Consider the following 23,966-nt stretch of genomic DNA (forward strand, 5'->3'; position numbering starts at 1 on the left):
CCGCAGTTGAACGTCCGGAAAGCCCTCTGCAATTCGGGCAGAAAAGCTCCGGCTGTTCAACCGTGTACCAGCGGCAGTTGAACACCCGTGGGCCATTGTTACGGTTGCCTCATTCTTCGTGCACTCTTCCGTCGCCGCCCCGTGAATTGCCGCGGAATTCCTTGTGCAGAAAGGGTCGATCACGTGGTCCTCGACGAACTCGTGGTGGCTCCGGTGACGATCACGCCGACCAAGCCGCTCACGCCCACGCATGTCAAAGGCCTGCTGTGGACGGACATCCTGGTCAAGGCGAGCGCGCTGGCCGGCCGGGTGCGGCTGCTGTGGAACGACCGCATGGCGACGCTGACGACCCAGTCGACGGCGTTCTGGCAGTACTTGGACCGGGTCGAGCCGGACACGGACTGGAGCCGCGAGTCGGCGGCCGCGATCGGTGAGCGTTACGTCCGCTTCCACACCGAGGGCGGGAGGAGCGATCCCCGGGGTGTGGGCGCCTACCTGGAGCGGGTCGACGCGGCCGGGTGGATCCACCCGGCCGGCCGGCGGGTGCTGGATGCGTGGCGCGCCGAGCTGGAGCTGCTGGGTGTCGGCGATCTCGGCCTCGGGGAGGACCGTCCGCTGGCCGCGGCGGCGGACCCGATACTCGAAGCGCTGGCGGGGCGGGGGCTGTTGGTCGACCACCGCCGCTTCGGCGGTCCCGTCCACCTGGACGGCACGCGCTGGGGCCTGCCGCTGCGGCAGCTGGTCGGGAGCGACGGGCATCCCAACTACCTGCTGCCCATCCTGCGCGAGCTGATCCCGGCGATCGGCCCGGGCCGGGTGTTCCTGCTGGTCTTCGACGACGGTCTGGCCGCCGACTACCTGCTGCTCGACCGGGTGCTGACCGCGTTCGGCGGCCGCTCGGTACGGCTCCCGTTCAGCAGGGTGCCCGTCGCCGGGGCGGTGCGTTCCAGCCGCTACGGCGGTTGGCGCGGCCACACCCTCTCCGACCTGTCGGCGGTCTCCGGCTCGGCGGACCGGGCCGCCTACCGGCTGGGGATGCGGCTGTACTTCGCGGGGGTGCTGCCGCGCCGCTCCGCGCAGCCGTTCCGCATGCCGGTGCTGCGCCGGTGCGTGGGACGCGCCGCCCGGCTGCTCACGCGCACCCCGGCCGACGTCGACGGGCGCGTGCCGCCGGAGGCGCTCTCCCGGTCCCGGGACCCGAACGGTTTCGTCGACCCCTACCGGCTGACGACGTCATTGCTCGGCCCGCTGCCGGCGGACCCGCGGCTGCTGAGGATCTACACGTGAGCGGGTTACCGGCCGGGGCACCGGCGGGCGTGGCGGCCCTGAGGGCCGCGGCGCTGTCCCGGGTGGCGGCGGTCCGTGCGGGGCTGGGCGCCGGACCGGTTCCCCGGGGGCTGGGGGTGGCCGTGGTCGTGGCGGACCTCGACGTCGCGGCGTTCGTCCGGGGCGCCGCGCAGTTCGCCGTGGGCATCCCGGCCGACCTGCGGGAAGGCTGGTACCGGACCTTCACCAGAACGGTGTTCCTGGCGGGCCGGCCGGCCGCCGTGGCGGGCCGGCACCCGCACCGGCTCGTCACTGCGGACGGGAACCTCGCGTGGTACGGCCCGGCCGCACGCGGGGCGATGCTGCCGCTGTCCCGGCTGCTGCGCTCCTTCGAGGGCCCCCGGCCGGTCGAGGTGCCGGCCGGGCCCCTGACCGTGACCGTGCCGGGACCGCCCTCCGGCCACACCGCACAGGCATCGGTCGCGGTCGGCGGCGTCAGCACCAGCGCCTACCTCGTCCATGTGCACCATCTGATCGCGGAGGCCGTGCTGCGCGGACTGGTCGGCCCCGGTGACACCCTGCGGGTCGGCCACCGGCGGTTCCTCGACCCGGCGGAGTTCCACGACGCCCTCGACCCCGCCCGTGCCGGTTCGGTCCAGACCCGGATCGCCGGCAGCGGCTCCGCCCCCGACCGACTGGCCCTGTTCGGCGTGCTGACGTCGGACCGCAGCGAAGGAGACAACTGACGTGCAGGCCGAACGGGTGCTCGCGGAGCACCGACGGTTCCTGGAGTGCCTGGAGCGCCCCGAGGAAGTGCAACACGACCTGCTCCGGGACATGCTGGAGCGGAACGCGGACACGTCGTTCGGGCGCGAGCACGCGCTGGCCTCGGTCCGCACCCTGGACGAGCTGCGCCGGGCCGTGCCGATCCGCACCCACGAGGCGATGATGCCGTGGATCGAACGCGCCATGGCCGGCGAGCCGAAGGTGCTGACCACCGACGACCCGGTCGTCTACTTCTCGTCCAGCGGGAGCACGGGCCGCGAGAAGCACATCCCCATCACCCGCACCTACATGCGGCAGACGTTCCTGCCCTTCTACCACGCGAGTTTCGCGCCGCTGCTGCGGGCGCTGCCGCAGGCACCGGCCGCACCCGGTGGTGTGCTGAACCTCTGGCAGGACCCCACCTCGCCGATCACCCGCACCCCGCAGGGCCGGCCGCACATCGGCGCCAGTCAGGTCGACTACCGCAAGTTCGGCGAGGACTCCGCCGTGGGCCTCGGCAACAACGCCGAGTGGAGCCGCATCCCCGAGGCGCTGGCCGGCGACGACCCATGGGAGCGCAGCTACTACAAACTGCGCCTGGCCGCCGAGCAGGACATCCGGGTGGTGATCGGCGTCAATCCCGCGATGGTGGCCGGGCTGCCGTACCAACTGCGCCAGATGTGGCCTCGGTTGGTGGACGACATCCGGGCCGGCACCCTCGGCGGTCACCGGCACTCGACGCCGAACCCGGAGCGCGCGGAGCAGATCGAGGAGTACGCGAAGACGTTCGGCACGGTCCACCCCTACCACCTGTGGCCGCACCTGGCCGCCGTGTTCGTGTGGAACAGCGGCCTCGCGCGGTCCTACCTCCCCCGGGTGCGGGAGACGTACGGGCCGGGTGTGCGGCTGTTCCCGGCGCCGATCGCGTCCTGCGAGGGACCGGCGGCCGTACCCGTCGACGGGCATCCCCACGGGGCCCCGCTGTATCTGCCGGGCTGCGTCTACGAGTTCGCACCCGCCGAGCGGCCGGTCACCGCCGGCAGTGAGACGCTGTCGGCCACCGAGGTGGAGGAGGGACGCGACTACCACCTGGTGCTCAGCCACGTCGGAGGGCTGTACCGGTGCGCCGTCACGGACGTGGTCACCGTGGTCGGCCATGTGGGCCGTACCCCGCGCATCGAGTACGCCGGGCGGGACGTCGTCCGGTCCGCGGCCGGGGAGCGGCTGACCGAGGCCGTCGCGCTGCGCGCCCTGAGGGCCGCGTGCGACGACACCGGCGCGGAGCTGCGCAACGCGACGTTCCGCCTGTGCCCCGAGGGCGAGGGGGCCGGCCCGCGCCACCAGGTCGCCGTCGCCTTCGCGGGGCCCGCGGTGCCCGGACTGGCCGCCGCGCTCGACCGGCGGTTGTCGCGGGAGTGTCCCGGCTACGCCGCCGGCCGCGGGTCCGGGGCGATCGGACCGGTCGAGGTGATCACCGTCCACCCGGACGCGTTCCTGCGGGAGTGGGAGCGCGCGGCCCGCTCCGGGCAGCGCCCGCCCCGCATCAAGGACCGCGTCTTCATGCCCGACGAGGAGAGGTGGGCGAGGATCGTCGCCACCGCGCAGGAGGTGGCGGCGTGACGCGGGAGCGGGCAGCGGGGCAGGGGGCGGCCGACGTGGTCCCCGGCCGGGGACAGTACACCGAGGACGCCCGCAGACAGCGGCTGGAGTGGCTGCGCGGGCACAGCGGCGCCGCGCTCACGTCGCTGGAGCGGACCGGCCTGGACGCGTACAACCTGGTCGGCAACGTGGAGAACTTCATCGGTTCGGTCGAGGTGCCGGTGGGCCTGGCGGGGCCGCTGCTGTTCGTCGGGGACGCGGCGCGCGGGGAGGTGGTGGCGCCGCTGGCGACCACCGAGGGCGCCCTGGTCGCGTCGGCGTCCCGGGGCGCCCGGGCCGTGACCGCGTCCGGCGGGGTGTCGACGAGAGTGCTGTCGCAGCGGATGACGCGGGCGCCCGTGCTCGAGTGCGCCGACATCGCCGCCGCCCACCGTCTCACCGAGTGGTTACGGGAGCGGCGGCCCGCGCTGGAGGCACAGGTCGGGCTGGTGTCCCGGCACACCCGTCTGGTGGACGTCGAGCCGCACCAGATCGGCCGGTACCTGCATGTGCGGTTCGTCTTCGAGACCGCCGACGCGGCCGGGCAGAACATGACGACGGCGGCGACCTGGCAGATCTGCCGCTGGCTGACCGACGCGCTCGCCGCCGAGGAAGGGCTCAGGCCCAGGAACCTGCTGCTGGAGGGCAATCTCAGCGGGGACAAGAAGGCGACCGTCGGCTCCATGCTGGCCGGCCGCGGCACCCGGGTGACCGCCGAGTGCCGCCTGAGCCGCGACACGGTGGCCTCGGTGCTCAAGACCACGCCCGAGGCCATGGTGAAGAACCACGTCTCCACGGTTCTGGGTGCCCAGCAGATCGGAATGCCGGGGCACGGCGTCAACGCGGCGAACATCGTCGCGGCCCTGTTCGTCGCCACGGGCCAGGACGTGGCCTGTGTCCACGAGTCGGGGGTGTCGATCTTCTCGATGGAGCAGGACGGCGACGACCTGGTCGCCACGATCCTGCTGCCCAACCTGGTCGTGGGCACGGTCGGCGGGGGCACCGGGCTGCCGCACCAGCGGGAACTGCTCGCCCTGCTCGGCTGCGCGGGCGAGGGCGGCGGCCGCCGGTTCGCGGAGATCGTCGCCGGGTTCGCGCTGGCCCTGGACCTGTCGACGATGGCGGCGCTGGTCAGCGGCCAGTTCGCCCAGGCGCACCAGCGGCTGGGGCGGGCCCGGCGGGTGGACTGGCTGCGGGAAGGTGATCTCGACGCGGCCCTGCTGCAGCCGATGCTGACGCGCGCTCTTGACGACCCCGGCCTGCACGTCTCCCGGGTGGAGCCGTCGCCGCCCCTGCGCGGGGACGGGATCGCCGGCGAACTCGGGGCGCTCGCCGAACGGCGCAGACTGAGCGGGCTGCACCCGCTGCGGGTCGAGTGGACCTCCGGCGACGGGTCCCCCACCGCGGCCGACCTGGTCGCCAAGGTCAAACCCCGGGGCGAGGAGATCGTCGCCGGGATCGCGATGGTGCTGTCCCTGTGCGGCCCGGAACCGGCCGCGGCGTGGGAGCGCTGGGGCGCGGTCACCGGGTTCGGTGACGCGCACCGCCGTGAACTGGCCGTGTACCGGCGCCCGGAGAGCGCTCTGACGGAGATTCTCCCGCGCTGCTTCGGGATCCTGGAGGACGACGAGCGGGAGGCGTACGTCGTCCTCATGGAGCGGTTGTCCGACGACGGCCGGCCGTGGACGCGTGACCGGATCGACGGCGTGCTGCGCGGCGTCGGGCGGGTCCACGGCCACTGGCTCGGCCGGGACGAGGAACTGCTCGCCGAGGGCTGGCTGCAGCGGGTGCCGGAGCCGGCGGACGTGGCCAAGGCGCACGAGCTGTGGGGGGCGCTGGTCCGGCACGCCGCGCAGGAGCAGCCCGACCTGCTGGGCCCCGCCCGGACGGATGTGCTCACGGGTCTGGTGGAGGAGGCCGGCCAGTGGGCGCCCTCGGTGCACGCCCTGCCCCGGACGCTGGTGCACAACGACCTCAATCCGCGCAACATCGCGGTGCGGGGAGAGCGGGTCGTGGTGTACGACTGGGAACTCGCCACGGTCGACGTGCCGCAGCGGGACGTCGTGGAGCTGCTCGCGTCCACCCTGGGTCCCGACGCCACGGCGGACGATGTCGAGCACGCGCTCGCCGTGCACGCGGAAGCCGTGGCCGCGGTGTCGCCGGAGGCGGCCGCGCTGGTGGCCGGATGCGACTGGCGCCACGGCTACCGGCTGGCGCTGCGCACGTTCATGACGACCCGGCTGGCGCTGTACCTCGCCGGGCACAGCCAGCGCGAGTTCGGCTTCCTGCCGCGCCTCGCGCAGACCTCGTTCCGGCTGTGGGAGCTCGAAGAGGCCCGGAAGGAGGACTGAGGTGCGGGCCGCTGTCGTGGGGATCGACGGCACGGGCAAGACCACGGTGCTGCGCCGGATGCGCGAGCGCGGCGACATCGCGGTCGTGCACGCCATCCGGGCCCATGACGACCCGGGCAGTCCGTACGCCGCGCTGTCGAGGGCGCTGGCCGGGGCGTCGGCCGCGGCGGACGCCCTGGGCCGGGTACAGCTGAAGCTGGCCGTGCTGTACCTGCAGCTGTGTCTGTACGGCCCGACGGAGCGGCGGGCGGCGCGGGAGGGCCGGATCCTCGTCTCCGACCGGCATCCGCTGATCGATCCGCTGGCGTACCTGCCGATGTTCGTCCGGGCCGACCGTGCGGAGGCTCCCGACGCCGACGTCGAGGCCTTCTGGCGCGGACAGGAGCCCCGGGCCGCCGGGGCGGTGCGCGACTGGCTCGTGGCCCGTACCGGAAGCGCCGACCCGAGGCCGCTGGGCACCGATCTCCTCCGCCGGGCGACGGGGCCGCCGCAGGACGTCCTCGACCACTTCAGCCGGTCGTGCGGCGTGTCACTGCCCCACGCGGTGGTGCTGCTCGACCTGCCCGTCGAGGACGCCCTGGCACGGACCAGGGTCCGGCGCGGCGGGGGCGAGTTGCACGAGACGGCGGACCTGCTGTCGCTGGTCCGGCAGCACTACGAGACCGCCCTGGCCTGGCTGGCGCGCACCCGGCCGGAGGTCGCCGTCCACCGTGTCGACTGCCGCGGCCGCACCGCGGCCGAGGTGACCGAGGCGGTCCGCGAGGCGGTGGGCTCCACCGCGGCACACGCCGGGACGCGCGGGGGCGAGGAACGGCGCTGAACAGGCGTGTCGCACCGGTCCTTCCACCGGGCGGAAGTGGTGTTGCGCCCCCGTGAAGCGCTTCCCGACGATGGTCGCCACGACAGAGAGACGGGAGCCGGCGCCCATGCCTCACATGACCGCGTTCGCCAGGAACCAGTGGTACGTCGCCGCCTACAGCCACGAGGTGGGGCGGGAGTTGCTCGGCCGGACGATCCTCGGTGAGACGCTCGTGCTCTACCGGACGGAGGCGGACGGCACGCCGGTCGTCCTGCACGACCGCTGTGTGCACCGCCGTTACCCGCTGTCGGAGGCGCCGACGCGGCTGGACGGGGACCGGATCGTGTGCGGCTACCACGGGTTCACCTACGACACGACCGGCACGTGCGTGTACGTGCCGGGGCAGAAGCGGGTGCCGCGCACCGCCCGGGTCGCCTCCTACCCGGTCGTCGAGCAGGACTCGCTGATCTGGGTGTGGATCGGTGACCCGGCGCTGGCCGACCCGTGGTCCGTCCCCCGGGCCCGCCACCTGGACGCCCCCGGCTGGGTCACCGTGCGCGGCATGGAGCCCATCGACTGCGACTACGGCCTGCTCGTCGACAACCTCCTCGACCTGTCCCACGAGACGTATCTGCACGGCGGTTACATCGGCACCCCCGAGGTCGCCGAGACGCCGATCACCACCGAGGTCGACGAGGGCGCCGGGATCGTCCGGGTCAGCCGGCACATGGACGACGCCGCGTGCCCGCCGTTCTACGCCAAGTCCACCGGCATCGAGGGCCGGATCACCCGCTGGCAGGACATCGAGTACCACGCGCCCTGCCTGTATCTGCTGCACAGCCGGATCGCCCCGGCCGGGGTGCTGCCCGAGGCGGACGGCAGCGACCCGAACGGCTTCCACACCGAGATCACGTACGCCATCACGCCCTCGGGTGACGGCACGGTGTACGACTTCTGGGCCGTCTCCCGCGACTGGGCGGCCGACGACGCCGAGGTCACCGAGTTCCTGCGGGGCAACAACCACACGGTCGTGATGCAGGACGTCACCGCGCTCAACCTGCTGCAGAAGACGCTCGGCACCGAACGCACCGGCTACCAGGAGCTGAGCATCAACATCGACACCGGTGGTCTGGCCGCCCGCCGCATCCTCGCCCGGCTGGTGGAGCAGGGTGCCAAGCCCGAGGAGAAGATCCGGTGACCGCTCCGACCGGCGAGATCTACCGCATCGCCTGGCTGCCCGGCACCGACACCCTGCACGGCACGTGCCACTGCGGCCGCGAGCACACCGCGCAGGACCCGGTCGAGATGTGGGAGTGGATGCTGGCCCACCCGCAGGGGCACTTGGTCGACGAGCCACGAGGAACCAGTTCATGAAGATCTACGAGACCGGACTCGTCGTCGAGAAGAGGGAGTTCGCCGCCGACGGGGTGCTCGCCCTCACCCTGCGCCATCCGCTGGGTGAGCCGCTTCCGGCGTGGGAGCCGGGCGCCCACGTCGACGTCGTGCCGGCGCCCGGTCTGGAGCGGCAGTACTCGCTGTGCGGGGATCCGGCGGACCGGTCTACCTGGCGGATCGCGGTGCTCCGCGAGAGCGCCGGGCGGGGCGGCTCGGCCCATCTGCACGAGCAGGTGGGCGAGGGCGCCAAGGTACGGGTGCGCGGGCCCCGCAACAACTTCCGTCTGGAACCCGCCCCCCGGTACCGCTTCGTCGCGGGCGGCATCGGCATCACACCGATCCTGCCGATGCTGGCGGCGGCCGAGGCGGCGGGCGCCGACTGGACGCTGCTGTACGGCGGGCGCAGCCGCGGGTCCATGGCTTTCGCGGAGGAACTGGCACGTTACGGGGACCGGGTGACGATCGCTCCCGAGGACGAGTCGGGTCTGCTGGACCTTCCGTCCGTGCTGGACGACGTGCCCGAGGGCACTCTCGTCTACTGCTGCGGTCCGGGGCCGCTGCTGGACGCGGTCGAGGCCCGGTGTCCGTCGGGGGCGTTGCGCGTCGAGCGGTTCCAGCCGAAGGAGCAGGAGACCGGCGCCGCCACCGCGTTCGAGGTGGAACTCGCGCGGAGCGGCACGAGGATCACCGTCGCGCCGGACGTGTCCGTGCTCGACGCCGTACGCGCGGCCGGGGTCGAAGTGCTGTACTCCTGCACCGAGGGCACCTGCGGCACGTGTGAGACGGACGTCCTCGGCGGCGAGCCGGACCACCGCGACTCGGTGCTGACGGACGACGAGCGGGCGGCGGGCGAGACCATGATGATCTGTGTGTCCCGCTGCCTTGGGAAGCGGCTCGTCCTGGATCTGTGAACCGGCCCGCCCGACCGGCACGCCCGATCGGCCCGCCCCGTCCGCCGTCCCGGCCGTTCAGGGCGCTGCCCACAGGCCCCGGACGTGTCCGAGGTGCCGGGTCATCACGGCGCGGACGGCCTCCTCGTCGCGGGCGAGCAGCGCGTCCAGGATCTCCAGGTGCTCCTCCGCCGACGCCTCCAGCCGCCCCTGTTCGGCCAGTGCCGTCAGGCCGTAGAGCCGGGAGCGGCGTCTGAGGTCGCGGACGACGTCGACGAGGTGGCCGTTGCCGGCGAGGGCCAGCAGACCGAGGTGGAAGCGCAGGTCGGCCTCGACGTAGGCGATGAGGTCCCCGGCAGCGGCGGAGGTGACGATCTCCCGGGCGGCCGGGCGGAGTGCCTCCAGGGCCACCGGGTCGGCCGTGCGGGCCAGTTCCGCCGTGGTGGGGATCTCGATCAGCGCTCGGATGTGTGTGTACTCGTCGAGTTGCCGCTCGGAGACGGCCGTGACCCGGAAGCCCTTGTTGGGCACGGTGTCGACCAGGCCCTCCTTGGCCAGGTCGAGCATGGCCTCGCGCACGGGCGTGGCGGAGACGCCGAAGCGGGCGGCGAGGCCGGGGGCCGAGTAGACCTCGCCGGGCCGCAGTTCACCGGCGATCAGGGCGGCCCGCAGCGCGTCCGCGACCCGCTCCCGGTGGCTGGGCTTCCTGCTGCCCAGGATGGGCAGGGCGGGGGTGTGCTGCGGGGCCATGACCGTTCGGGGTTCCTCTCTGGTGGATTGCGGGGTCGTCTACAGGACGAACCCGGCCGGGAACGGGTCCTCGGGGTCCAGCAGGTACTGGGCGGTGCCGGTGATCCAGGCGCGGCCGGTGAAGCTGGGCAGGACGGCCGGGTGGCCGGCGACCTCGGTGGTGCCGAGCAGTCGGCCGGTGAAGCGGGTGCCGATGAAGGACTCGTTCACGAACTCGGTGTGCAGCGGGAGTTCGCCGCGCGCGTGCAACTGTGCCATGCGGGCGCTGGTGCCGGTGCCGCAGGGCGAGCGGTCGAACCAGCCGGGGTGGATGGCCATGGCGTGCCGGGAGTGGCGGGCCGTCGAGCCGGGGGCGGCCAGGTAGACGTGGTGGAGGCCGTGGATGGACGCGTCCTCCGGGTGGACGGGCGGGTCCTCGGCGTTGACGGCGGCCATGAGGGACAGGCCCGCGGCGAGGATCTCGTCCTTGCGGGACCGGTCGAAGGGCAGGCCGAACTGCTCCAGCGGCAGGACGGCGTAGAAGTTGCCGCCGAACGCCAGGTCGTACGTCACCGTCCGGCCGTCGGCGAGGGTGGCCTTGCGGTCGAGGCCGACGGCGAAGGAGGGCACGTTGCGCAGGGTGACCGCCCGTGCGGCCCCGTCCCGGACCGCCACCTCGGCGACGACCGGCCCGGCCGGGGTGTCGAGCCGGATGGTGGTGACCGGCTCGACGACCTCGACCATGCCGGTCTCGACCAGGACGGTCGCCACGCCGATGGTGCCGTGCCCGCACATGGGCAGGTAGCCGGAGACCTCGATGTAGAGGACGCCCCAGTCGCAGTCGGGCCGGGTCGGCGGCTGGAGGATCGCGCCGCTCATCGCGGAGTGGCCGCGCGGCTCGTTCATCAGCAACTGCTTGATGTCGTCGCGGTGTTCGCGGAACCACAGCCGCCGTTCGTTCATCGTGGCGCCCGGGACGGTGCCGATGCCGCCGGTGATCACGCGGGTGGGCATGCCCTCGGTGTGCGAGTCGACGGCGTGCAGGACGAGTCTGCTGCGCATGGTCCTCAGCTCAATCCGGCCGCGACGGCCTTCTCGGTGGCGGCTCGGACGGTGGCCTCCTGCTCGGGCGGCAGCGGCATCCGCGGCGGGCGGCAGGGGCCGCCGTGGCTGCCGACGAGATCCATGGACAGCTTGATGGCCTGGACGAACTCCACGCGGGAGTCCCAGCGCAGCAGCGGGTGCAGTTGCCGGTACAGGGGCAGCGCGGTGTCCAGGTCACCGCCGACGGCCGCGCGGTACAGCTCGGCACAGGCCCGGGGCAGCGCGTTCGGGTAGCCCGCGACCCAGCCCTTGGCTCCGGCGACGGCCAGCTCCAGCAGGACGTCGTCGGCGCCGATCAGCAGGTCCAGTTCGGGGGCGAGTTCGGCGATCCGGTAGGCCCGGCGGACGTCACCCGAGAACTCCTTCACGCCTTGGATGTGTCCTTCGCCGTGCAGCCGGGCGAGGAGTTCGGGCACGAGGTCGACCTTGGTGTCGATCGGGTTGTTGTACGCGACGACAGGCAGGCCCGACCGGGCGACCTCGACGTAGTGGGCGAGGACGGAGCGCTCGTCGGCGCGGTAGGCGTTCGGGGGCAGCAGCATCACCGCGCGGCAGCCGGCCTCCGCGGCCTGCTCGGCCCAGCGCCGGGCCTCGGCCGACCCGTAGGCGGCGACGCCGGGCATCACGCGCTCCCCGCCGATCGCGGCGACGGCCGTCTCGACGACCCGGGCCCGCTCCTCGGGCGTGAGCACCTGGTACTCGCCGAGGGAGCCGTTCGGTACGACGCCATCGCAGCCGTTCTCGACCAGCCAGGCACAGTGCTCGGCGTACCGGTCGTGGTTCACCGAGAGGTCGTCGTTCAGCGGGAGCGCGGTGGCGACGAGGACGCCGCGCCAGGGGCGGTGTTCGGTCATGACGGTCCCTCCTGGGGGTGTTGCCGGGCGAGGACGCCGAGCGGCACGGGACGGGCGAACGGGCGCTTGCCGGGGGCGGGTGGGCAGCCGGCGAGACCGGCGACCGCGGTGCCGCACATGCGGCCCTGACACCAGCCCATCCCGGCGCGGGTGAGCAGCTTCACGGTGCGTTCGTCGCCCGCGCCGAGGTCCAGCGCCTCGCGTACGGCGCCGGCGGTGACCTCCTCGCAGCGGCAGACCACGGTGTCGTCGGTGAGGTGCTCGGGCCAGTGGGCGGGCGGCGCGCAGGCGGCGTCGAGGGCGGCTGCCGATCGCGTGAGCTTCGCGCGGGCCTTGAGGGCGGCGGGGGCCGGATCCGGGGCGATGCCGTGCAGGTGGGCGGCGGCCGAGCAGCCGGCGATGTGCCCCTCGGCGAGGGCCAGGGCGGCGCCGCCGATGCCGGTGGCCTCGCCGGCCGCCCACACGCCGGGCACGTCGGTGCGCTGCTCGGTGTCGACGGCCACGGTGAGCCCGTCGAGCCGGCAGCCGAGGGTCTCGGCGAGGTCGGTGTGCGGGAGCATGCCATGGCCGACGGCGAGGGTGTCGCACGCCAGGTGCCGTGCGGTGCCGGGACGGACGCGCCCGTCGGCGTCGAGCGCGGCGACGGTGACGCCGGTCAGCCGGTCGTCGCCATGGGCGCGGACGACGGTGTGCCGGGTGAGGGCCGGGACGCGGTGGCGCAGCAGCCCGGCGGCGTGTCCGGCGCCCTCGGGGAGCTTGCCGGCCAGGGCGGGGGCGTGCCGGGCGAGGCGCTTGGGGTCGGTGGACTCGACGAGTGCGGCGACCTCTACGCCGGCCGCCGCGAGCCCGGTCGCCACGGGCAGCAGCAGTGGTCCGGACCCGGCCACCACGGCTCGGTGACCCGGCACCACGAGCCCGCCCTTGAGCATGGCCTGGGCTCCCCCGGCCGTGACGACGCCCGGGAGGGTCCAGCCGGGGAAGGGCAGCACGTACTCATAGCCGCCGGTGGCCAGGAGCACGGCGCGGGCGTGCACTTCGACGGGCTGCTCCTGCTCCGGCCCGAGCAGCGCGTACGAGGTGAAGCCGTCAGGGGTGCGCTCCACGTTCCAGACGTGGTGGTCCGTCAGCACGCGTACGGCGCTTGCGGCGAGCCCGTCCCGCAGCCGCTCCCAGGTCCGCCACCGGTGGTGCAGCGCCTCGGGCCGGCCGGCGCCGAGTCCGGCGGCGGGCTGCCGGTAGAACTGCCCGCCGGGCTGTGTGGCTGCGTCGACGAGCGTGACCCGGACGCCGCGCGCGGAGGCCGCCAGGGCAGCGGCGAGCCCGGCCGGTCCGGCGCCGACCACGACGAGGTCAGTCCGCATGACGGGCCTCCTGGCCGCTGGTGCCGTCCTGGGGGCCGATCGCCCCTTGGCCTGTGCCGCCTTGAGTGCCGATGTCCTCGGGGCCTGTGCCGTCCTGAGCGGCGATGTCCCCGCGGCCTGTGCCGCCCCGAGCGCTGATCTCCCCTTGGCCTGTGGCGCCCTGGGTGCCGAGGTCCCGGCAGCCCGTCCCTCCCCGCGTGCCCATCTCCCCGTGGCCCGTGCCCTCCTGCGTGCCGATCTCGTCCCCGGGCCGCACCGGCACCAGGCAGGCGCGTTGGTTGGGGCGGCCGTTGACGGTCACCAGGCAGTCGAAGCAGACGCCGATCCCGCAGAACACCCCGCGCGGACGGCCCTGTGAGCGGGTGGAACGCCAGGAGGTGACGCCCGCCGCCCACAGCGCGGCGGCGACCGTCTGCCCGGGCAGCGCCTCGACGGGCCGCCCGTCGAACGTGACCGTGAAGGCGGGGCCGGGCCTGGCCCCCGCGAGCTCCAGCGGGTTCATGCGGCCTCCTCGGTGAAGCGGTCGGGCCGGAAGGGAACGAGGTCCAGATCGGGCGTCCGCCCGCTCAGCACCTGTGCGAGGAGATGCCCGGTGCCGGTGGCCAGCCCGATGCCCGCGCCCTCGTGCCCGCAGGCGTGGAACAGCCCGGGCGCCCTCGGATCCGCGCCGATCGCGGGCAGATGGTCCGGCAGATACGGCCGGAAGCCGGCGTACGTCCGCAGGGCCCGGACATCGCCGAGGAACGGGAAGAGCCCGGTCGCCCCGGCCGCCAGCGCGCGCAGCGCGGGGAGGGACAGCGACCGGTCGAAGCCGACGCGTTCGCGGCTGGCGCCGATGAGGACCGGTCCGGCCGGGGTGCCCTCGACCACCGGGGAGGTCTGCAGTGCCGCCGAGTCGCTGGCGACGTCGGCCACGTAGTCGGCGGCGTACACCTTGTGCCGGATGCGGGGCGGCAGTGGTTCGGTGACCAGGACGAACCCCCGGCGGGGCAGCACCGGCAGGGACACCCCGGCGCGGGCCGCCACCTCGCCGCCCCAGGTGCCGGCCGCGTTGACGACCGCGGGTGCGTGCACGACGCCCCGGTCGGTCCGCACACCACGCACCGCACCGTCCGGACCGCGCAGGATCCCGGTCACCTCCCGCCCGGTGAGCACCCGGGCCCCCGAGGCACGCAGCAGGTGCGCCGCCGCCAGGGCGGGCATCACCTGCGCGTCCTGCGGGTAGTGCATGCCGCCCGCGAGGCCGGGGGCCAGGTACGGCTCCAGGTCGGTGAGCGCGTCGGGCGGCACCGGGACGGCCTCGACCCCGGCCGCGCGCTGCTCCGCGGCGAGCTTCTCCAGCCCGGCCAGGGCCCGGTCCGTGCGGGCGACGACGACACCGCCCTTGGCCTCGTACTCGACGGCCCCGCCCAGCCCGTCCCGGGCCAGGGCGGCCCACAGCCGGGCGGACAGCAGGGCCAGTTCGAGCTCGGGGCCAGGCTCCTTGTCGGAGACGAGGAGATTCCCCTCCCCCGCTCCGGTCGTGCCACCGGCCACCGGGCCCCGGTCCACCACGACGGTGTCCAGGCCCGCCCGGCCCGCGTACAGGGCGGTGGCGGCGCCGACCAATCCGGCTCCGACCACCACGACATCGCAGGTCAGCGACTCGCTCACATCGGTACTATGTCACACACCACAGGCTCGGGGAAGGGTGCCGGCAAGGCGGGCGGGACACCCGGGCGACGGTCAGTCGACCGTGGGGACGACTCTCAGATGGGAGGCGGTGCGGCGGGCGCGGCGCTCGCGGGACGCGGAGCGGCGGGCCTCGCGCAGCACGAGCGTGACCCGGGCGCAGCCCAGTTCCTCGAGCGCCCTGGACGTCTCGACGACGATCCGGCACTCGGTGGCGCCGCGGTGCGGATCGGGGTGCACCAGGAGCCGGACGGCTCCGTCCTGCTCGACGGCGCCCTCACCGACCGCCCGGATCCAGTGCGGCAGGCCGTGCCGGTAGGCGGCCTCCATGATCGGGTCCTGGGCGATGTCACGGCGGATGGCCTGCAGACCGTGGTCGGGGCCGTGGCCGTCCACGGTCCGTGCGAAGTGCGCGAGCATCGGCAGGCACCAGCTCGCCTCGTGGTCGCCGAGCACCGTGGGGGCGTCGGGGTGGAAGAGGACGAACCTGAGGAAGTTGTCGTCCGGCATCGCGGTCGGGTGCGGGCCGATCTCACGGAAAAGTGACCGGAAGGCGCCGTTGGTCAGCACCACGTCCCAGCAGTGGTCGACGACGAGCGAGGGGAAGGTGACACCCTCCAGGAGCCCGGCGTAGTCCTCCAGGTAGGCCTGGGCCTCGGGAGTCTCGGGGACGGGCCGCGGTGCCGGCCGCTGCCCTCCTGCCTGATATGCCATCGGGAGGTCACCCCTCTTGCCTGTGCGGCCTTGACGCGGCGCCCCGATCCTGCTGGTCCGAGCTGAGGCGTGTCAACTATCGTGGCATTCAGCGTCTGTTGACGGCTGAAATTGGCCACAGTTGTGGCGAGACCTGGATGTGAGTTCGAAGCACCGGCTACGCTCCGGGAAGTTCACGCCGGGGTAGGTCACGGCATCCACGTGTGAGAAGCCTGTGAGATACGTAGGAGATCTGTCGGTGACGGGTGGCTTCGTCGAAGGTCCGGGCGTCACGCCTACGGCCGTGCTGCCGGCCGTCGTCTCCCGTGTCGGCGCGCTCGCCGACCGGCTCGGCGTGCCGCACGCCGAGGTCTTCGACGTCGGCAGGCTGTCCGTCGCCTCCGGCGTCCCGGACCCCGTGATCAAGGCCCTGCTCAGCGGCCGTCCGGCGGGTGAGCCCGACGTCCAGGCCCGGTTCCTGCAGCGGCTGGACCTGCTGCGCCGGACCCGGCTCAAGCCCAACGGCCGCAAGTACACCCAGCAGGAGATCGCCGACGGCGCCGGCATGTCCCGCCAGCAGGCCGGCGCCCTCATCAACGGCGACCGGCGGCCGACCATGGAGCACTGCGACGCCCTCCAGCGGTTCTTCCGGGTGCACGCCGGCTTCCTGACCGCCGAGGACCCCGAGGCGCTCGTGAGCGCCCTCCAGCACACCGAGCAGGAGCTGCTGCAGAAGCTCGCCGACCGTGAGCGGCAGGCCGCCGCGGCGGCGGACGACCCCCTGGAGCGGCTGCTGCAGGACCACGGCGTGCGCGGCATCGCCTGGCGGGCCGCGCAACTGCCCACCGACCAGCACCGCGACAAGGTCGCGGAGTGGCTGGACATGCTCCTGGAGAGCGTCAAGCGGCCCGAGTCGTGACCGTGGGGAGAACTGTGGGCATCGGTAGGGAAATGCGCCGCCTGTGCGGCGAGCTGGTCGCGGAGCTGACCCTCCCCGTGCCGGCCCGGCCCGACGAGCTGTACGCCGCCCTGTGCGACGGCATGAGCAGACGCCGTGGCCGCCCCGTCCGCTTCCGCACGGCCGCGTTCCCTCCCGGAACGGCCAGCGGACTGTGGCTGGACATGGCCGAACAGGACCTCGTGGTGATCGAGGAACGCACCGCCCCCGAGCACCAGTTGGTGATCCTGGGCCATGAACTGTGGCACATGAAGGCGGGGCACTGCTCCCACCACGTCGAGGGCGCGGCCGTGGCGGCCCGGCTGCTCGACGACGGGGCCGACCTCCAGGCGACCGTGCTGAAGGTCGCCGCCCGCACCCGTTTCGACCTCGCCGACGAGAAGGAGGCCGAGAGCTTCGGCCTGCTGCTCGCCAGCAAGTGCCGTGCCTGGCTGGCCGGTTCGTCCTCGCGGGGGCCGGTGCAGCGGGACCATCTGGCGGGGCGGATCGAGGCATCGCTGGGGTATCGCGGACCCCAGGGCTGACGGACCGCCCGGCGCGGTGACGCGGTGCGGCGGCCTGCGCCGAGCGGGCGAACCGGAGGGCGGCGGGGCCGGATTGTCAGTGGTGGGCGGCAAGCTGGAGGTGCGCCATCGCTGTGCGGGGGCGCACGCGCCGCGAGGCGCGGGACCGACGACGCCGACACGGGGAGAGCCGACCGATGCCCACCGCCGTTCTGACCGATCGTGAACGCACCGCCGTCCAGGCCTATCTGCGGCTGCTGCACACCGTCCGGGCCGCCTTCGACCGGGAGGGCGGACCCCCACTGGTCCCGCCGGCGGTGCTCGCCGAGGCGGAGCAGGCCCTGGAACGCGCCGGCCTGTCCGGCAACGAGGAGGCGTTCTTCCGCCTCCTGGAGCAGTGGTGCCCGGAGCCGGGCAGCTGAACCGGGTACGCCTCGGGGCGAGTGCCGTGCAGCGGGTTCATGCGTGCGGTACCGCGATCGCCGTCGCGATCAGGCCCCGCCCCGCCGTCCAGCGGCCTTCGAAGTGGTCCAGGCGGCGGGTGCCCACCCGGGGCCCGGGGACGAGCAGGTCCGCGCGGAAGGTGCCGTCGGCGGTGAGTTCGATGTCGGCCTCCATGAAGTCCAGCCACTTCCCGGTGAGGGGGAACCACGCCTTGTAGACGGACTCCTTGGCGCTGAACAGGAGCCTGTCCCAGTGGATGTCGGGTCGTTCGGCCGCCAGCCGCCGCAGCCGGTCGGCCTCGGCCGGCAGGGACACGGACGGCAGGACACCCTCGGGCAGCGGTCCGTGGACCTCGGCGTCGATGCCGAGGGACGCCAGGTCGGTGGCGCGCACCAGCGCGGCGGCGCAGTAGCCGTCGCAGTGGGTCATGCTGCCGGCCAGCCCGGCCGGCCAGCCGGGGGCACCGCGTTCCCCGGGCAGGATCGGCTGCGGCGGCACGCCGAGTTTCTCCATGGCCCTGCGGGCGCAGGAGCGCACGACGGCGAACTCCCTGCGCCGCTTGGCGACCGCCCGTGCCAGGAGCGCGGCCTCCTCGGGGTACAGCGGGGTGTCCGCCTCTGCGTGTCCGTACGTCTCGACGGTGACCACCGTCTGCGGCAGCAGTTCCTCGATCACCGCTCCTCGCCCTCCTCCGGCAGGATGCGCCGCAGCCGCCCCGGTGGCTGGGACCGTTTGCTCCACTCTCGCGGATAGCCCACCGACACCTCCTCGAAGCGCACGCCCTCGTGGAAGGTGGTGCGGGGGATGTGCAGATGGCCGTAGACCATGGCGGACACACGGAACCTGCGGTGCCAGTCGGCGGTCAGGTCCGTGCCGCACCACATGGCGAACTCGGGGTGCCACAGCACGTCCATCGGATGCCGGTGCAGCGGGTAGTGGTTGACCGGGATCACCGGCAGGTCGCCGGGCAGTGCGGCGAGTCTGCGTTCGGTCTCGGCCACCCGTGCCCGGCACCAGGCTTCCCGGCTCGGGTACGGGTCGGGGTGCAGCAGGTACTCGTCGGTGCAGACGATCCCGGTGCCCTGCGCGTACTCCAGGCCCTGTTCCTTGGTGGTGCAGCCGGCCGGCAGGAACGAGTAGTCGTACAGCAGGAACAGCGGGGCGACGACCGCCGGGCCGCCGGGGCCCTCCCAGACGGGGTAGGGGTCCTCGGGTGTCGTCACGCCGAGGTCACGGCACAGCTCGACCAGGTGGGTGTAGCGGGCGGCGCCGCGCAGGGTGACGGCGTCGCCCGGATGGCTCCACAGCTCGTGGTTGCCGGGCACCCAGACGACCTTGCGGAAGCGGCCCGCGAGCGTTTTCAGGGCCCAGTGGATGTCCGCCACGGTCTCGGCGACGTCCCCGGCGACCAGCAGCCAGTCGTCGTCCGTCCCGGGCCGCATGCCCTCGACCAGGGCGCGGTTCTCCGGGTAACCGATGTGCAGGTCACTGATGGCCAGCAATTGTGCGGCGCCACCGGCCGTCGACGTCACCTCTCGCCCCCTCCGTCCGTCCGGACGCCACCAAGAGATCACATCCGTGTGACGGGGACAAGCGCGGCCCGGGGGCCGTGGGCGGAGAATTCCTTCACACGCGCGTTGCACGAGGCGGCCCGTCGAAGCCGTATGATCTGGGCCCAACACCACCGCTACGAACGTCCCTTTCACAGGGGCGGTTTGGTGTCCCTCCCTTCTTCTGCCCGGGCACGGGCTGCTCAGCCCTGCCCGCGAACCCTGAAAGGCGGCCTGCATGGTCTCTCGCGTACGCGTCTGGCTCAACCGCACGTACGCGGAGAACGTGTTCTTCATGGATCAGCTGCGGAGGAATCCCAGCGACCGGGCGGTCGAGATCCATGCCACGCACGCAGACCCCGACTCGCCGGTGCTGGCCGCCGCCGACACCGCCGAGCTGGAGCCCGAGAACCTCTCCCCCGCCGGGTACGCCGAGTACGCGCTGGACCAGTGCGCGCGGCGGGGCATCGACGTGTTCGTGCCGCGGCTGCACCAGTCGGCGATCGTGGCGCACCGCGCGGAGTTCGAGGCGGCGGGCACGGCGGTCCTGGCGCCGCCGCCCGAGGCCGTGGCCGTCTTCCACGACAAGGTGATCGCCTACGAGGCGGTCCAGGCGATCGGTGTGCCGGTGCCGCCGTGGTACCGGGTCCGCTCGGAGGACGAACTGATCGCCGCGGTCGAGGCATTGGAGGCCGGTGGGCACAAGGCGTGCTTCAAGCCGGCGTCCGGGGCCGGCGGGGTGGGCTTCCGCGTGATCACGCGAACGCCCTTCTCCCTGATGCATCTGAGTGGTTTCCCGAGCCCGTACGTGCCGCTCGACCTGGTGCTGGAGGCGCTGCGGCGGGACGAGGAGCCGGTGGACTGGCTGGTGATGCCGCGTCTGGAGCAGCCCGAGGTGTCGGTGGACTGCCTGACCGGGCCGGACAACCGGGTCCGGCTGGCGGTGGGCCGTACCAAGAACGGCCGCCGCCGCGGCTTCACGCTGCACGAGCAGTGGCTGGGCCCGGCCCGGCGGATCGCCGAGGGTTTCGGTCTGCACTACTTGTCCAACATCCAGTTCCGGATGTTCGGCGACCGGCCGGTGCTGATGGACGTCAACACCCGCCCGGCCGGCGGACTGCACCAGCTGTCCCAGTGCGGTGTCAACGCGCCCTGGGCCGCCGTGCGGTTGGCCCTCGGCGAGGACCCGGGCGAGATCGAGCCGCCGTTTCTGGGCCAGGACTACACGGTGGTGTCGGGGCCGCGTCCGCTGCTCCCGGTGTCGCTGCCACTGCAGCGGCCGGAAGTGCCGGAGCCGCTCCCGGCGGTGCCCTCGCCCACTGCGGCCGAGCAGGCCGGCATCATCGAGCCGGCGGCTCAGGCGGCCCCGCTTCCGGGCCTGGCCGCGAGCGCCTCGCGCCACACCGGGCTGTCGACGTAGTGGTTGTCGAAGCGTTCCGAGGAGTCCTTGATCTCCCGCGGGTCGGCCTCGCCGCGCATCACCCGGCCCAGGAGCCGCAGATAGTCGAACCGTCCCGCACCCGGGGTGAAGACGAACAGCACGTCGGCCTTCGCCCCCGGCGCGGCGGCGAAGGCGTGCGGGGTGTGCGGCGGCACCAGGAGGAAGTCGCCGGCCCGCAGCACGGTGATCTCCTCACCCACCAGCACCTGGAGTGCTCCGTCGATGACGTAGAACATCTCGGACGCCTTGGTGTGCAGGTGGGCGGGCGCGCCGACGGCGCCCTCCGCGAACGTGGACCGGTAGCTGGTGAGCCGCCCGCCGGTGTTCTCGGAGTCGGCGAGCAATGTCATCACGCTGCTGGGGTCGCGCGTCGTCTCGGCCTCGGCGGCGCGGGTGAGGACCGGTGCGAAGCCGCTGCTGCTTCCCGTTTCATGCTGTGTCGTCGTCATGACCATGACCCTACGGATCCGGGCGACCCACGACAGGGGGCATTCGGGTGCCGTGTTCGTGGGTCAATTCGAAGCGCGGACGGGTTGCGGCCGCGGCCTGCGCTCGCTTTGGACCATGGATTCCGGCGTCGTCACGCCTTCCGCGGTGCCGGGGCCGGGAGTTCCCCCGAGCCGCGGACGATGAGCCGGGTGGGGACGGTGACGGTCCGGGCGCGGGAGCGGTCGCCGTCGAGGCGGGCCAGGGCCGTCGTGGCGGCCGCCCTGCCGATCTCCTCGGGGTCCTGCGCGACGGCCGTCAGGGCCGGTTCGAGGGCCTCGGCCAGTTCCACGTCGTCGAAGGTGACGACGGCGACGTCCTTCCTCCTGCTGCGGGCGAGTTCGCTGACGATGCCGAGGGCGACGATGTTGTTGCCTGCGAACAGGGCGGTGGGGGGATCGTCCAGGCCCAGCAGCCGGGAGGTGACGGTGGAGGCCCCGCGCTGGTCATGGGCGTTGGCGACCAGGGTGCGGTCGTAGGCGATGCCGGCTTCCTGAAGGGCGTCGCGGTAGCCGGCGAGTCGTTCACGGCGGGTGTAGAGCTTGGTGGGCAGGTCGCCGACGAAGCCGATGCGCCGGTGGCCGTGGGCGACGAGGTGGGCGACACCGTCGTGCGCGCCGGTGCGGTTGGAGCTGACCACACTGTCGGTGGACAGGCCGGACCCCAGCCGGTCGAGGAAGACCACGGGCAGGCCCCTGGTGCGGTGGGCCTTGAGGTGGGAGTGGTCGGCGCCGACGGACGGCACGACCATGAGGACGCTGACGCGGCGGGCGAGGAACTTGTCGGTCAGGGCCCGCTCGCGGTCGGGGTCGTCCGCGGAGGAGCCCATGAGGAGGGTCAGTCCGCGTTCGCGGACGGTGTCCTCGATGCTTCGGGCCACGGCCCCGAAGAAGGGGTTGCCGAGGTCGGGGATGACCAGCCCGATGGTGGTGTCCGGTCCGCCGACCCGGATGTTGCGGGCCATGAGGTTCGGCTGGAAGCCGAGTCGGGCGACGGCGGCGAGGACCTGTTCCCTCGTCTCGGCGGAGGCGGGCCCGTCCTCGTTGAGGACACGGGAGACCGTCTTGGCGCTGACACCGACTTCGCGTGCGACGTCGGCCAGGGTCGGGCGGCGGTTCGCTGCCATGGGGGAGGACTGTCTCCTGTGCTCGTCGGTTCCGGCCGCGGCCTCGGCCGGAAGCCTGTGAGGGCGGGTGGTCAAGTGGCCTGGACCCCGGCGGCCTTCGCTGCCGCGGAATCCGCCACGACAGTATCTCCGGCCGCGTCGACGCCGAGCGCGCCGGTCATGATGGCGACGACCTCCGCCATGGAGTAGTCGGAGGGCTTGATCAGGGCGGCGCGGCGGCCCAGGCGGTGGACGTGGATCCGGTCGGCGATCTCGAAGACGTGCGGCATGTTGTGGCTGATCAGGACGACCGGCATGCCCTTGTCCCGGACGCGGCGGATGAGGTCCAGGACCTGCCCCGATTCCTTCACGCCCAGCGCGGCGGTGGGTTCGTCCATGACGACGACGCTGCGGGCCCAGGCGACGGAACGGGCCACGGCCACGGCCTGGCGCTGTCCGCCCGACAGGGTCTCGACCGCCTGTGTCAGGGAGCGCAGCCCGATCTTCAGATCGGCCATGTGCGCGGCGGCCTCCTGACGCATGCGCTTCTTGTCCAGCATGCGGAAGACACTGCCGAGGACGCCCGGGCGGCGCAGTTCGCGGCCCAGGAACATGTTCGACGCGATGTCCATGGAAGCGGCCACGGCGAGGTCCTGGTACACCGTCTCGATGCCGTGGGCGCGGGCGCTCTGGGGGCCCGAGAAGGTGATGGGTTCGCCGTTCAGGCGTATCTCGCCCGCGTCGGGGGTCACCGCGCCGGTGAGGGCCTTGATGAGGCTGGTCTTGCCGGCGCCGTTGTCGCCGATGACGGCGAGCACCTCGCCGGGCAGCAGGTCGAAGTCGGCGCCGTCGATGGCGGTGACGTGGCCGTAGCGCTTGACCAGACCGCGGGCCTGGAGGACGGGCGTCGGGGAGGAGGTGGCGGTCATCGGGCCTTCTTCCGGGAGATCTGGTCGACGGTCACCGCGAGGATCACCAGGACGCCGGTGATCAGGGTCTGGTAGATGGAGGCGACGCCCATCAGCTGGAGCCCGTTGCGGAAGACGCCGACGATGAGGACGCCGATGAAGGTGCCCAGGACCGAGCCGCGTCCGCCGAAGAGGCTGGTGCCTCCGAGGACCACGGCGGTGATGCTGTCCAGGTTGTCCGTCTGTCCCGCCTGCGGGTCACCCACGCCCGTCCGGGAGATGAGGAGCAGGGCGGCGATGCCGTAGAGGACGCCGGCCGTGGTGTAGACGCCGATGGTCAGCCGGGAGGTGCGGATGCCGTTCAGGCGGGCCGCTTCCTGGCTGTTGCCCAGGGCGTAGACGTGCCGGCCCCAGCCGGTGCTGCTCAGCGCGTAGGCGAGGAGGAGGAACAGGCCGATGGTGACCAGGGAGCCGTAGGTGATGTCCGTCCTTCCCAGGGGGAAGGTCTGCCCCAGCGCCGTCAGCGGGCCGGGCAGGTTGGTGACCGTCTGCTCCTCGGAGTAGATGTGGGTGAGCGCGAACGCCACGTTCAGCATGCCGAGGGTGACGATGAACGGCGGCAGCGGGATCTTCTGCACCAGCAGCCCGTTGAGCAGGCCGAAACCGCCGCAGACGACGAGCCCCAGGGCGATCGCGGCCAGCGGCGGCAACGAGCCCTCGGCCGCCATCTTGGCGATCACGATGCTGCCGAACGCCATCACGGCCCCGCACGACAGGTCGATGCCCGCCGTGAGGATGATCAGCGTCTGGCCGATCGCGAGTGTTCCGACGACCATGACCTGCTGGACGATCAGTGAGAAGTTCCCGCCCGTGAGGAACTGGTCGGTCGAGACGGAGAAGAACACACAGGCCAGCAGGAGCGCGACCAGCGGACCCGTGGTCGGCTGTGTGAGCAGCCTGCGGGCCGTCGTCGGGGCTTTCAGCCCGGCGTAGGGCGAGGATGTGGACGGTGGCGTGGACGTGGCAGTCATGCGAGGTCCTTGACGGAGGATGGG

The 23,966-nt window shown here is 73.1% G+C and carries 24 protein-coding genes and 1 pseudogene; 12 read left to right on the forward strand and 13 right to left on the reverse strand.

The features are described from left to right. The first annotated feature begins 183 nt into the window (after positions 1–183). From AB0937_RS25735 to AB0937_RS25770, 8 genes are all read left to right on the forward strand, one after another. Positions 184–1,287 (forward strand): hypothetical protein, encoded by a 1,104-nt coding sequence (locus AB0937_RS25735; RefSeq protein ID WP_366714549.1) that lies wholly within the window; start codon positions 184–186, stop codon positions 1,285–1,287. Next, complete coding sequence (locus tag AB0937_RS25740) at positions 1,284–2,012, forward strand: DUF6182 family protein (RefSeq protein ID WP_366714550.1); 729 nt, start codon at positions 1,284–1,286, stop codon at positions 2,010–2,012. The genes AB0937_RS25735 and AB0937_RS25740 overlap by 4 nt, the downstream gene beginning before the upstream one ends. A 1-nt stretch (position 2,013) precedes the next feature. Continuing rightward, positions 2,014–3,651 carry a GH3 auxin-responsive promoter family protein gene (locus tag AB0937_RS25745; RefSeq protein WP_366714551.1) on the forward strand — a complete coding sequence of 546 codons (1,638 nt, stop codon included), beginning with the start codon at positions 2,014–2,016 and terminating at the stop codon, positions 3,649–3,651. After that, positions 3,648–6,020: a hypothetical protein gene (locus AB0937_RS25750; protein WP_366714552.1), complete on the forward strand. Its 2,373-nt coding sequence runs from the start codon at positions 3,648–3,650 to the stop codon at positions 6,018–6,020. The genes AB0937_RS25745 and AB0937_RS25750 overlap by 4 nt, the downstream gene beginning before the upstream one ends. 1 nt (position 6,021) lies before the next feature. Beyond that, positions 6,022–6,840, forward strand: a complete 819-nt coding sequence (locus AB0937_RS25755) for a hypothetical protein (RefSeq protein WP_366714553.1) — start codon at positions 6,022–6,024, stop codon at positions 6,838–6,840. Between the two features lie 106 nt (positions 6,841–6,946). Then, on the forward strand, positions 6,947–8,017 hold the full coding sequence (locus AB0937_RS25760) for an aromatic ring-hydroxylating dioxygenase subunit alpha (RefSeq protein WP_366714554.1): 1,071 nt from the start codon (positions 6,947–6,949) through the stop codon (positions 8,015–8,017). After that, a complete protein-coding gene (locus tag AB0937_RS25765) occupies positions 8,014–8,193 on the forward strand; it encodes a hypothetical protein (RefSeq protein WP_366714555.1) in 180 nt (59 codons plus the stop codon). Before AB0937_RS25760 ends, AB0937_RS25765 begins: the two co-directional genes overlap by 4 nt. Further along, positions 8,190–9,125, forward strand: a complete 936-nt coding sequence (locus AB0937_RS25770) for a PDR/VanB family oxidoreductase (protein WP_366714556.1) — start codon at positions 8,190–8,192, stop codon at positions 9,123–9,125. The genes AB0937_RS25765 and AB0937_RS25770 overlap by 4 nt, the downstream gene beginning before the upstream one ends. A gap of 57 nt (positions 9,126–9,182) precedes the next feature. Here the strand turns inward: AB0937_RS25770 and AB0937_RS25775 are convergent, their stop codons facing one another. The 7 genes and pseudogenes from AB0937_RS25775 to AB0937_RS25805 form a co-directional block, all read right to left on the reverse strand. Then, complete coding sequence (locus AB0937_RS25775) at positions 9,183–9,854, reverse strand: GntR family transcriptional regulator (RefSeq protein ID WP_366714557.1); 672 nt, start codon at positions 9,852–9,854, stop codon at positions 9,183–9,185. 39 nt (positions 9,855–9,893) lie between these two features. Further along, positions 9,894–10,895, reverse strand: coding sequence for a proline racemase family protein (locus AB0937_RS25780; RefSeq protein WP_366714558.1), 1,002 nt, complete (start codon positions 10,893–10,895; stop codon positions 9,894–9,896). Between the two features lie 5 nt (positions 10,896–10,900). Further along, on the reverse strand, positions 10,901–11,791 hold the full coding sequence (locus AB0937_RS25785; protein ID WP_366714559.1) for a dihydrodipicolinate synthase family protein: 891 nt from the start codon (positions 11,789–11,791) through the stop codon (positions 10,901–10,903). After that, entirely contained in the window at positions 11,788–13,152 is a 1,365-nt protein-coding gene (locus tag AB0937_RS25790; RefSeq protein WP_366714560.1) for an FAD-dependent oxidoreductase, read from the reverse strand. The genes AB0937_RS25785 and AB0937_RS25790 overlap by 4 nt, the downstream gene beginning before the upstream one ends. A 205-nt stretch (positions 13,153–13,357) precedes the next feature. Continuing rightward, a pseudogene (locus AB0937_RS25795) lies at positions 13,358–13,654 on the reverse strand ((2Fe-2S)-binding protein); the annotation flags it as partial. Continuing rightward, positions 13,651–14,805: an FAD-binding oxidoreductase gene (locus AB0937_RS25800; RefSeq protein ID WP_366714561.1), complete on the reverse strand. Its 1,155-nt coding sequence runs from the start codon at positions 14,803–14,805 to the stop codon at positions 13,651–13,653. The pseudogene AB0937_RS25795 and the gene AB0937_RS25800, both read right to left, overlap by 4 nt. 72 nt (positions 14,806–14,877) lie before the next feature. Next, positions 14,878–15,537, reverse strand: a complete 660-nt coding sequence (locus AB0937_RS25805; RefSeq protein ID WP_366714562.1) for a hypothetical protein — start codon at positions 15,535–15,537, stop codon at positions 14,878–14,880. A 238-nt stretch (positions 15,538–15,775) separates the two neighbouring features. On the opposite strand from AB0937_RS25805, the gene AB0937_RS25810 reads away from it, so the two are divergent. The 3 genes from AB0937_RS25810 (at position 15,776) to AB0937_RS25820 (ending at position 17,399) form a co-directional block, all read left to right on the forward strand. Beyond that, the gene (locus tag AB0937_RS25810) at positions 15,776–16,435 is read left to right on the forward strand and encodes a helix-turn-helix transcriptional regulator (RefSeq protein ID WP_234848044.1); all 660 of its coding nucleotides are present in this window, start codon (positions 15,776–15,778) and stop codon (positions 16,433–16,435) included. A gap of 32 nt (positions 16,436–16,467) precedes the next feature. Next, a complete protein-coding gene (locus tag AB0937_RS25815; protein ID WP_366714708.1) occupies positions 16,468–16,998 on the forward strand; it encodes a toxin-antitoxin system, toxin component in 531 nt (176 codons plus the stop codon). Between the two features lie 176 nt (positions 16,999–17,174). After that, positions 17,175–17,399: a hypothetical protein gene (locus AB0937_RS25820; RefSeq protein WP_366714563.1), complete on the forward strand. Its 225-nt coding sequence runs from the start codon at positions 17,175–17,177 to the stop codon at positions 17,397–17,399. A 37-nt stretch (positions 17,400–17,436) separates the two neighbouring features. On the opposite strand, the gene AB0937_RS25825 is transcribed toward AB0937_RS25820, so the two are convergent. Next, positions 17,437–18,096, reverse strand: a complete 660-nt coding sequence (locus AB0937_RS25825; protein ID WP_366714564.1) for a 4'-phosphopantetheinyl transferase superfamily protein — start codon at positions 18,094–18,096, stop codon at positions 17,437–17,439. Continuing rightward, entirely contained in the window at positions 18,093–18,953 is an 861-nt protein-coding gene (locus tag AB0937_RS25830; RefSeq protein ID WP_366714565.1) for a metallophosphoesterase, read from the reverse strand. Before AB0937_RS25830 ends, AB0937_RS25825 begins: the two co-directional genes overlap by 4 nt. Before the next feature lie 256 nt (positions 18,954–19,209). Here AB0937_RS25830 and AB0937_RS25835 point away from each other — a divergent pair, with 256 nt between their 5' ends. Continuing rightward, a complete protein-coding gene (locus AB0937_RS25835; protein WP_366714566.1) occupies positions 19,210–20,391 on the forward strand; it encodes an ATP-grasp domain-containing protein in 1,182 nt (393 codons plus the stop codon). Here AB0937_RS25835 and AB0937_RS25840 read toward each other — a convergent pair. The 4 genes from AB0937_RS25840 to AB0937_RS25855 form a co-directional block, all read right to left on the reverse strand. Further along, positions 20,328–20,861: a cupin domain-containing protein gene (locus AB0937_RS25840; RefSeq protein WP_366714567.1), complete on the reverse strand. Its 534-nt coding sequence runs from the start codon at positions 20,859–20,861 to the stop codon at positions 20,328–20,330. The two genes, AB0937_RS25835 and AB0937_RS25840, sit on opposite strands and share 64 nt — an antisense overlap. 131 nt (positions 20,862–20,992) lie before the next feature. Then, positions 20,993–22,024 carry a LacI family DNA-binding transcriptional regulator gene (locus AB0937_RS25845; protein WP_366714568.1) on the reverse strand — a complete coding sequence of 344 codons (1,032 nt, stop codon included), beginning with the start codon at positions 22,022–22,024 and terminating at the stop codon, positions 20,993–20,995. A 71-nt stretch (positions 22,025–22,095) separates the two neighbouring features. Beyond that, positions 22,096–22,932 (reverse strand): ATP-binding cassette domain-containing protein, encoded by an 837-nt coding sequence (locus AB0937_RS25850; RefSeq protein ID WP_366714569.1) that lies wholly within the window; start codon positions 22,930–22,932, stop codon positions 22,096–22,098. Beyond that, a complete protein-coding gene (locus tag AB0937_RS25855; RefSeq protein ID WP_366714570.1) occupies positions 22,929–23,942 on the reverse strand; it encodes an ABC transporter permease in 1,014 nt (337 codons plus the stop codon). Before AB0937_RS25855 ends, AB0937_RS25850 begins: the two co-directional genes overlap by 4 nt. Positions 23,943–23,966: the final 24 nt, after the last annotated feature.

Origin of the sequence: Streptomyces sp. NPDC047880, assembly GCF_040706515.1 — a bacterium.
Classification (GTDB): Bacteria; Actinomycetota; Actinomycetes; order Streptomycetales; family Streptomycetaceae; genus Streptomyces.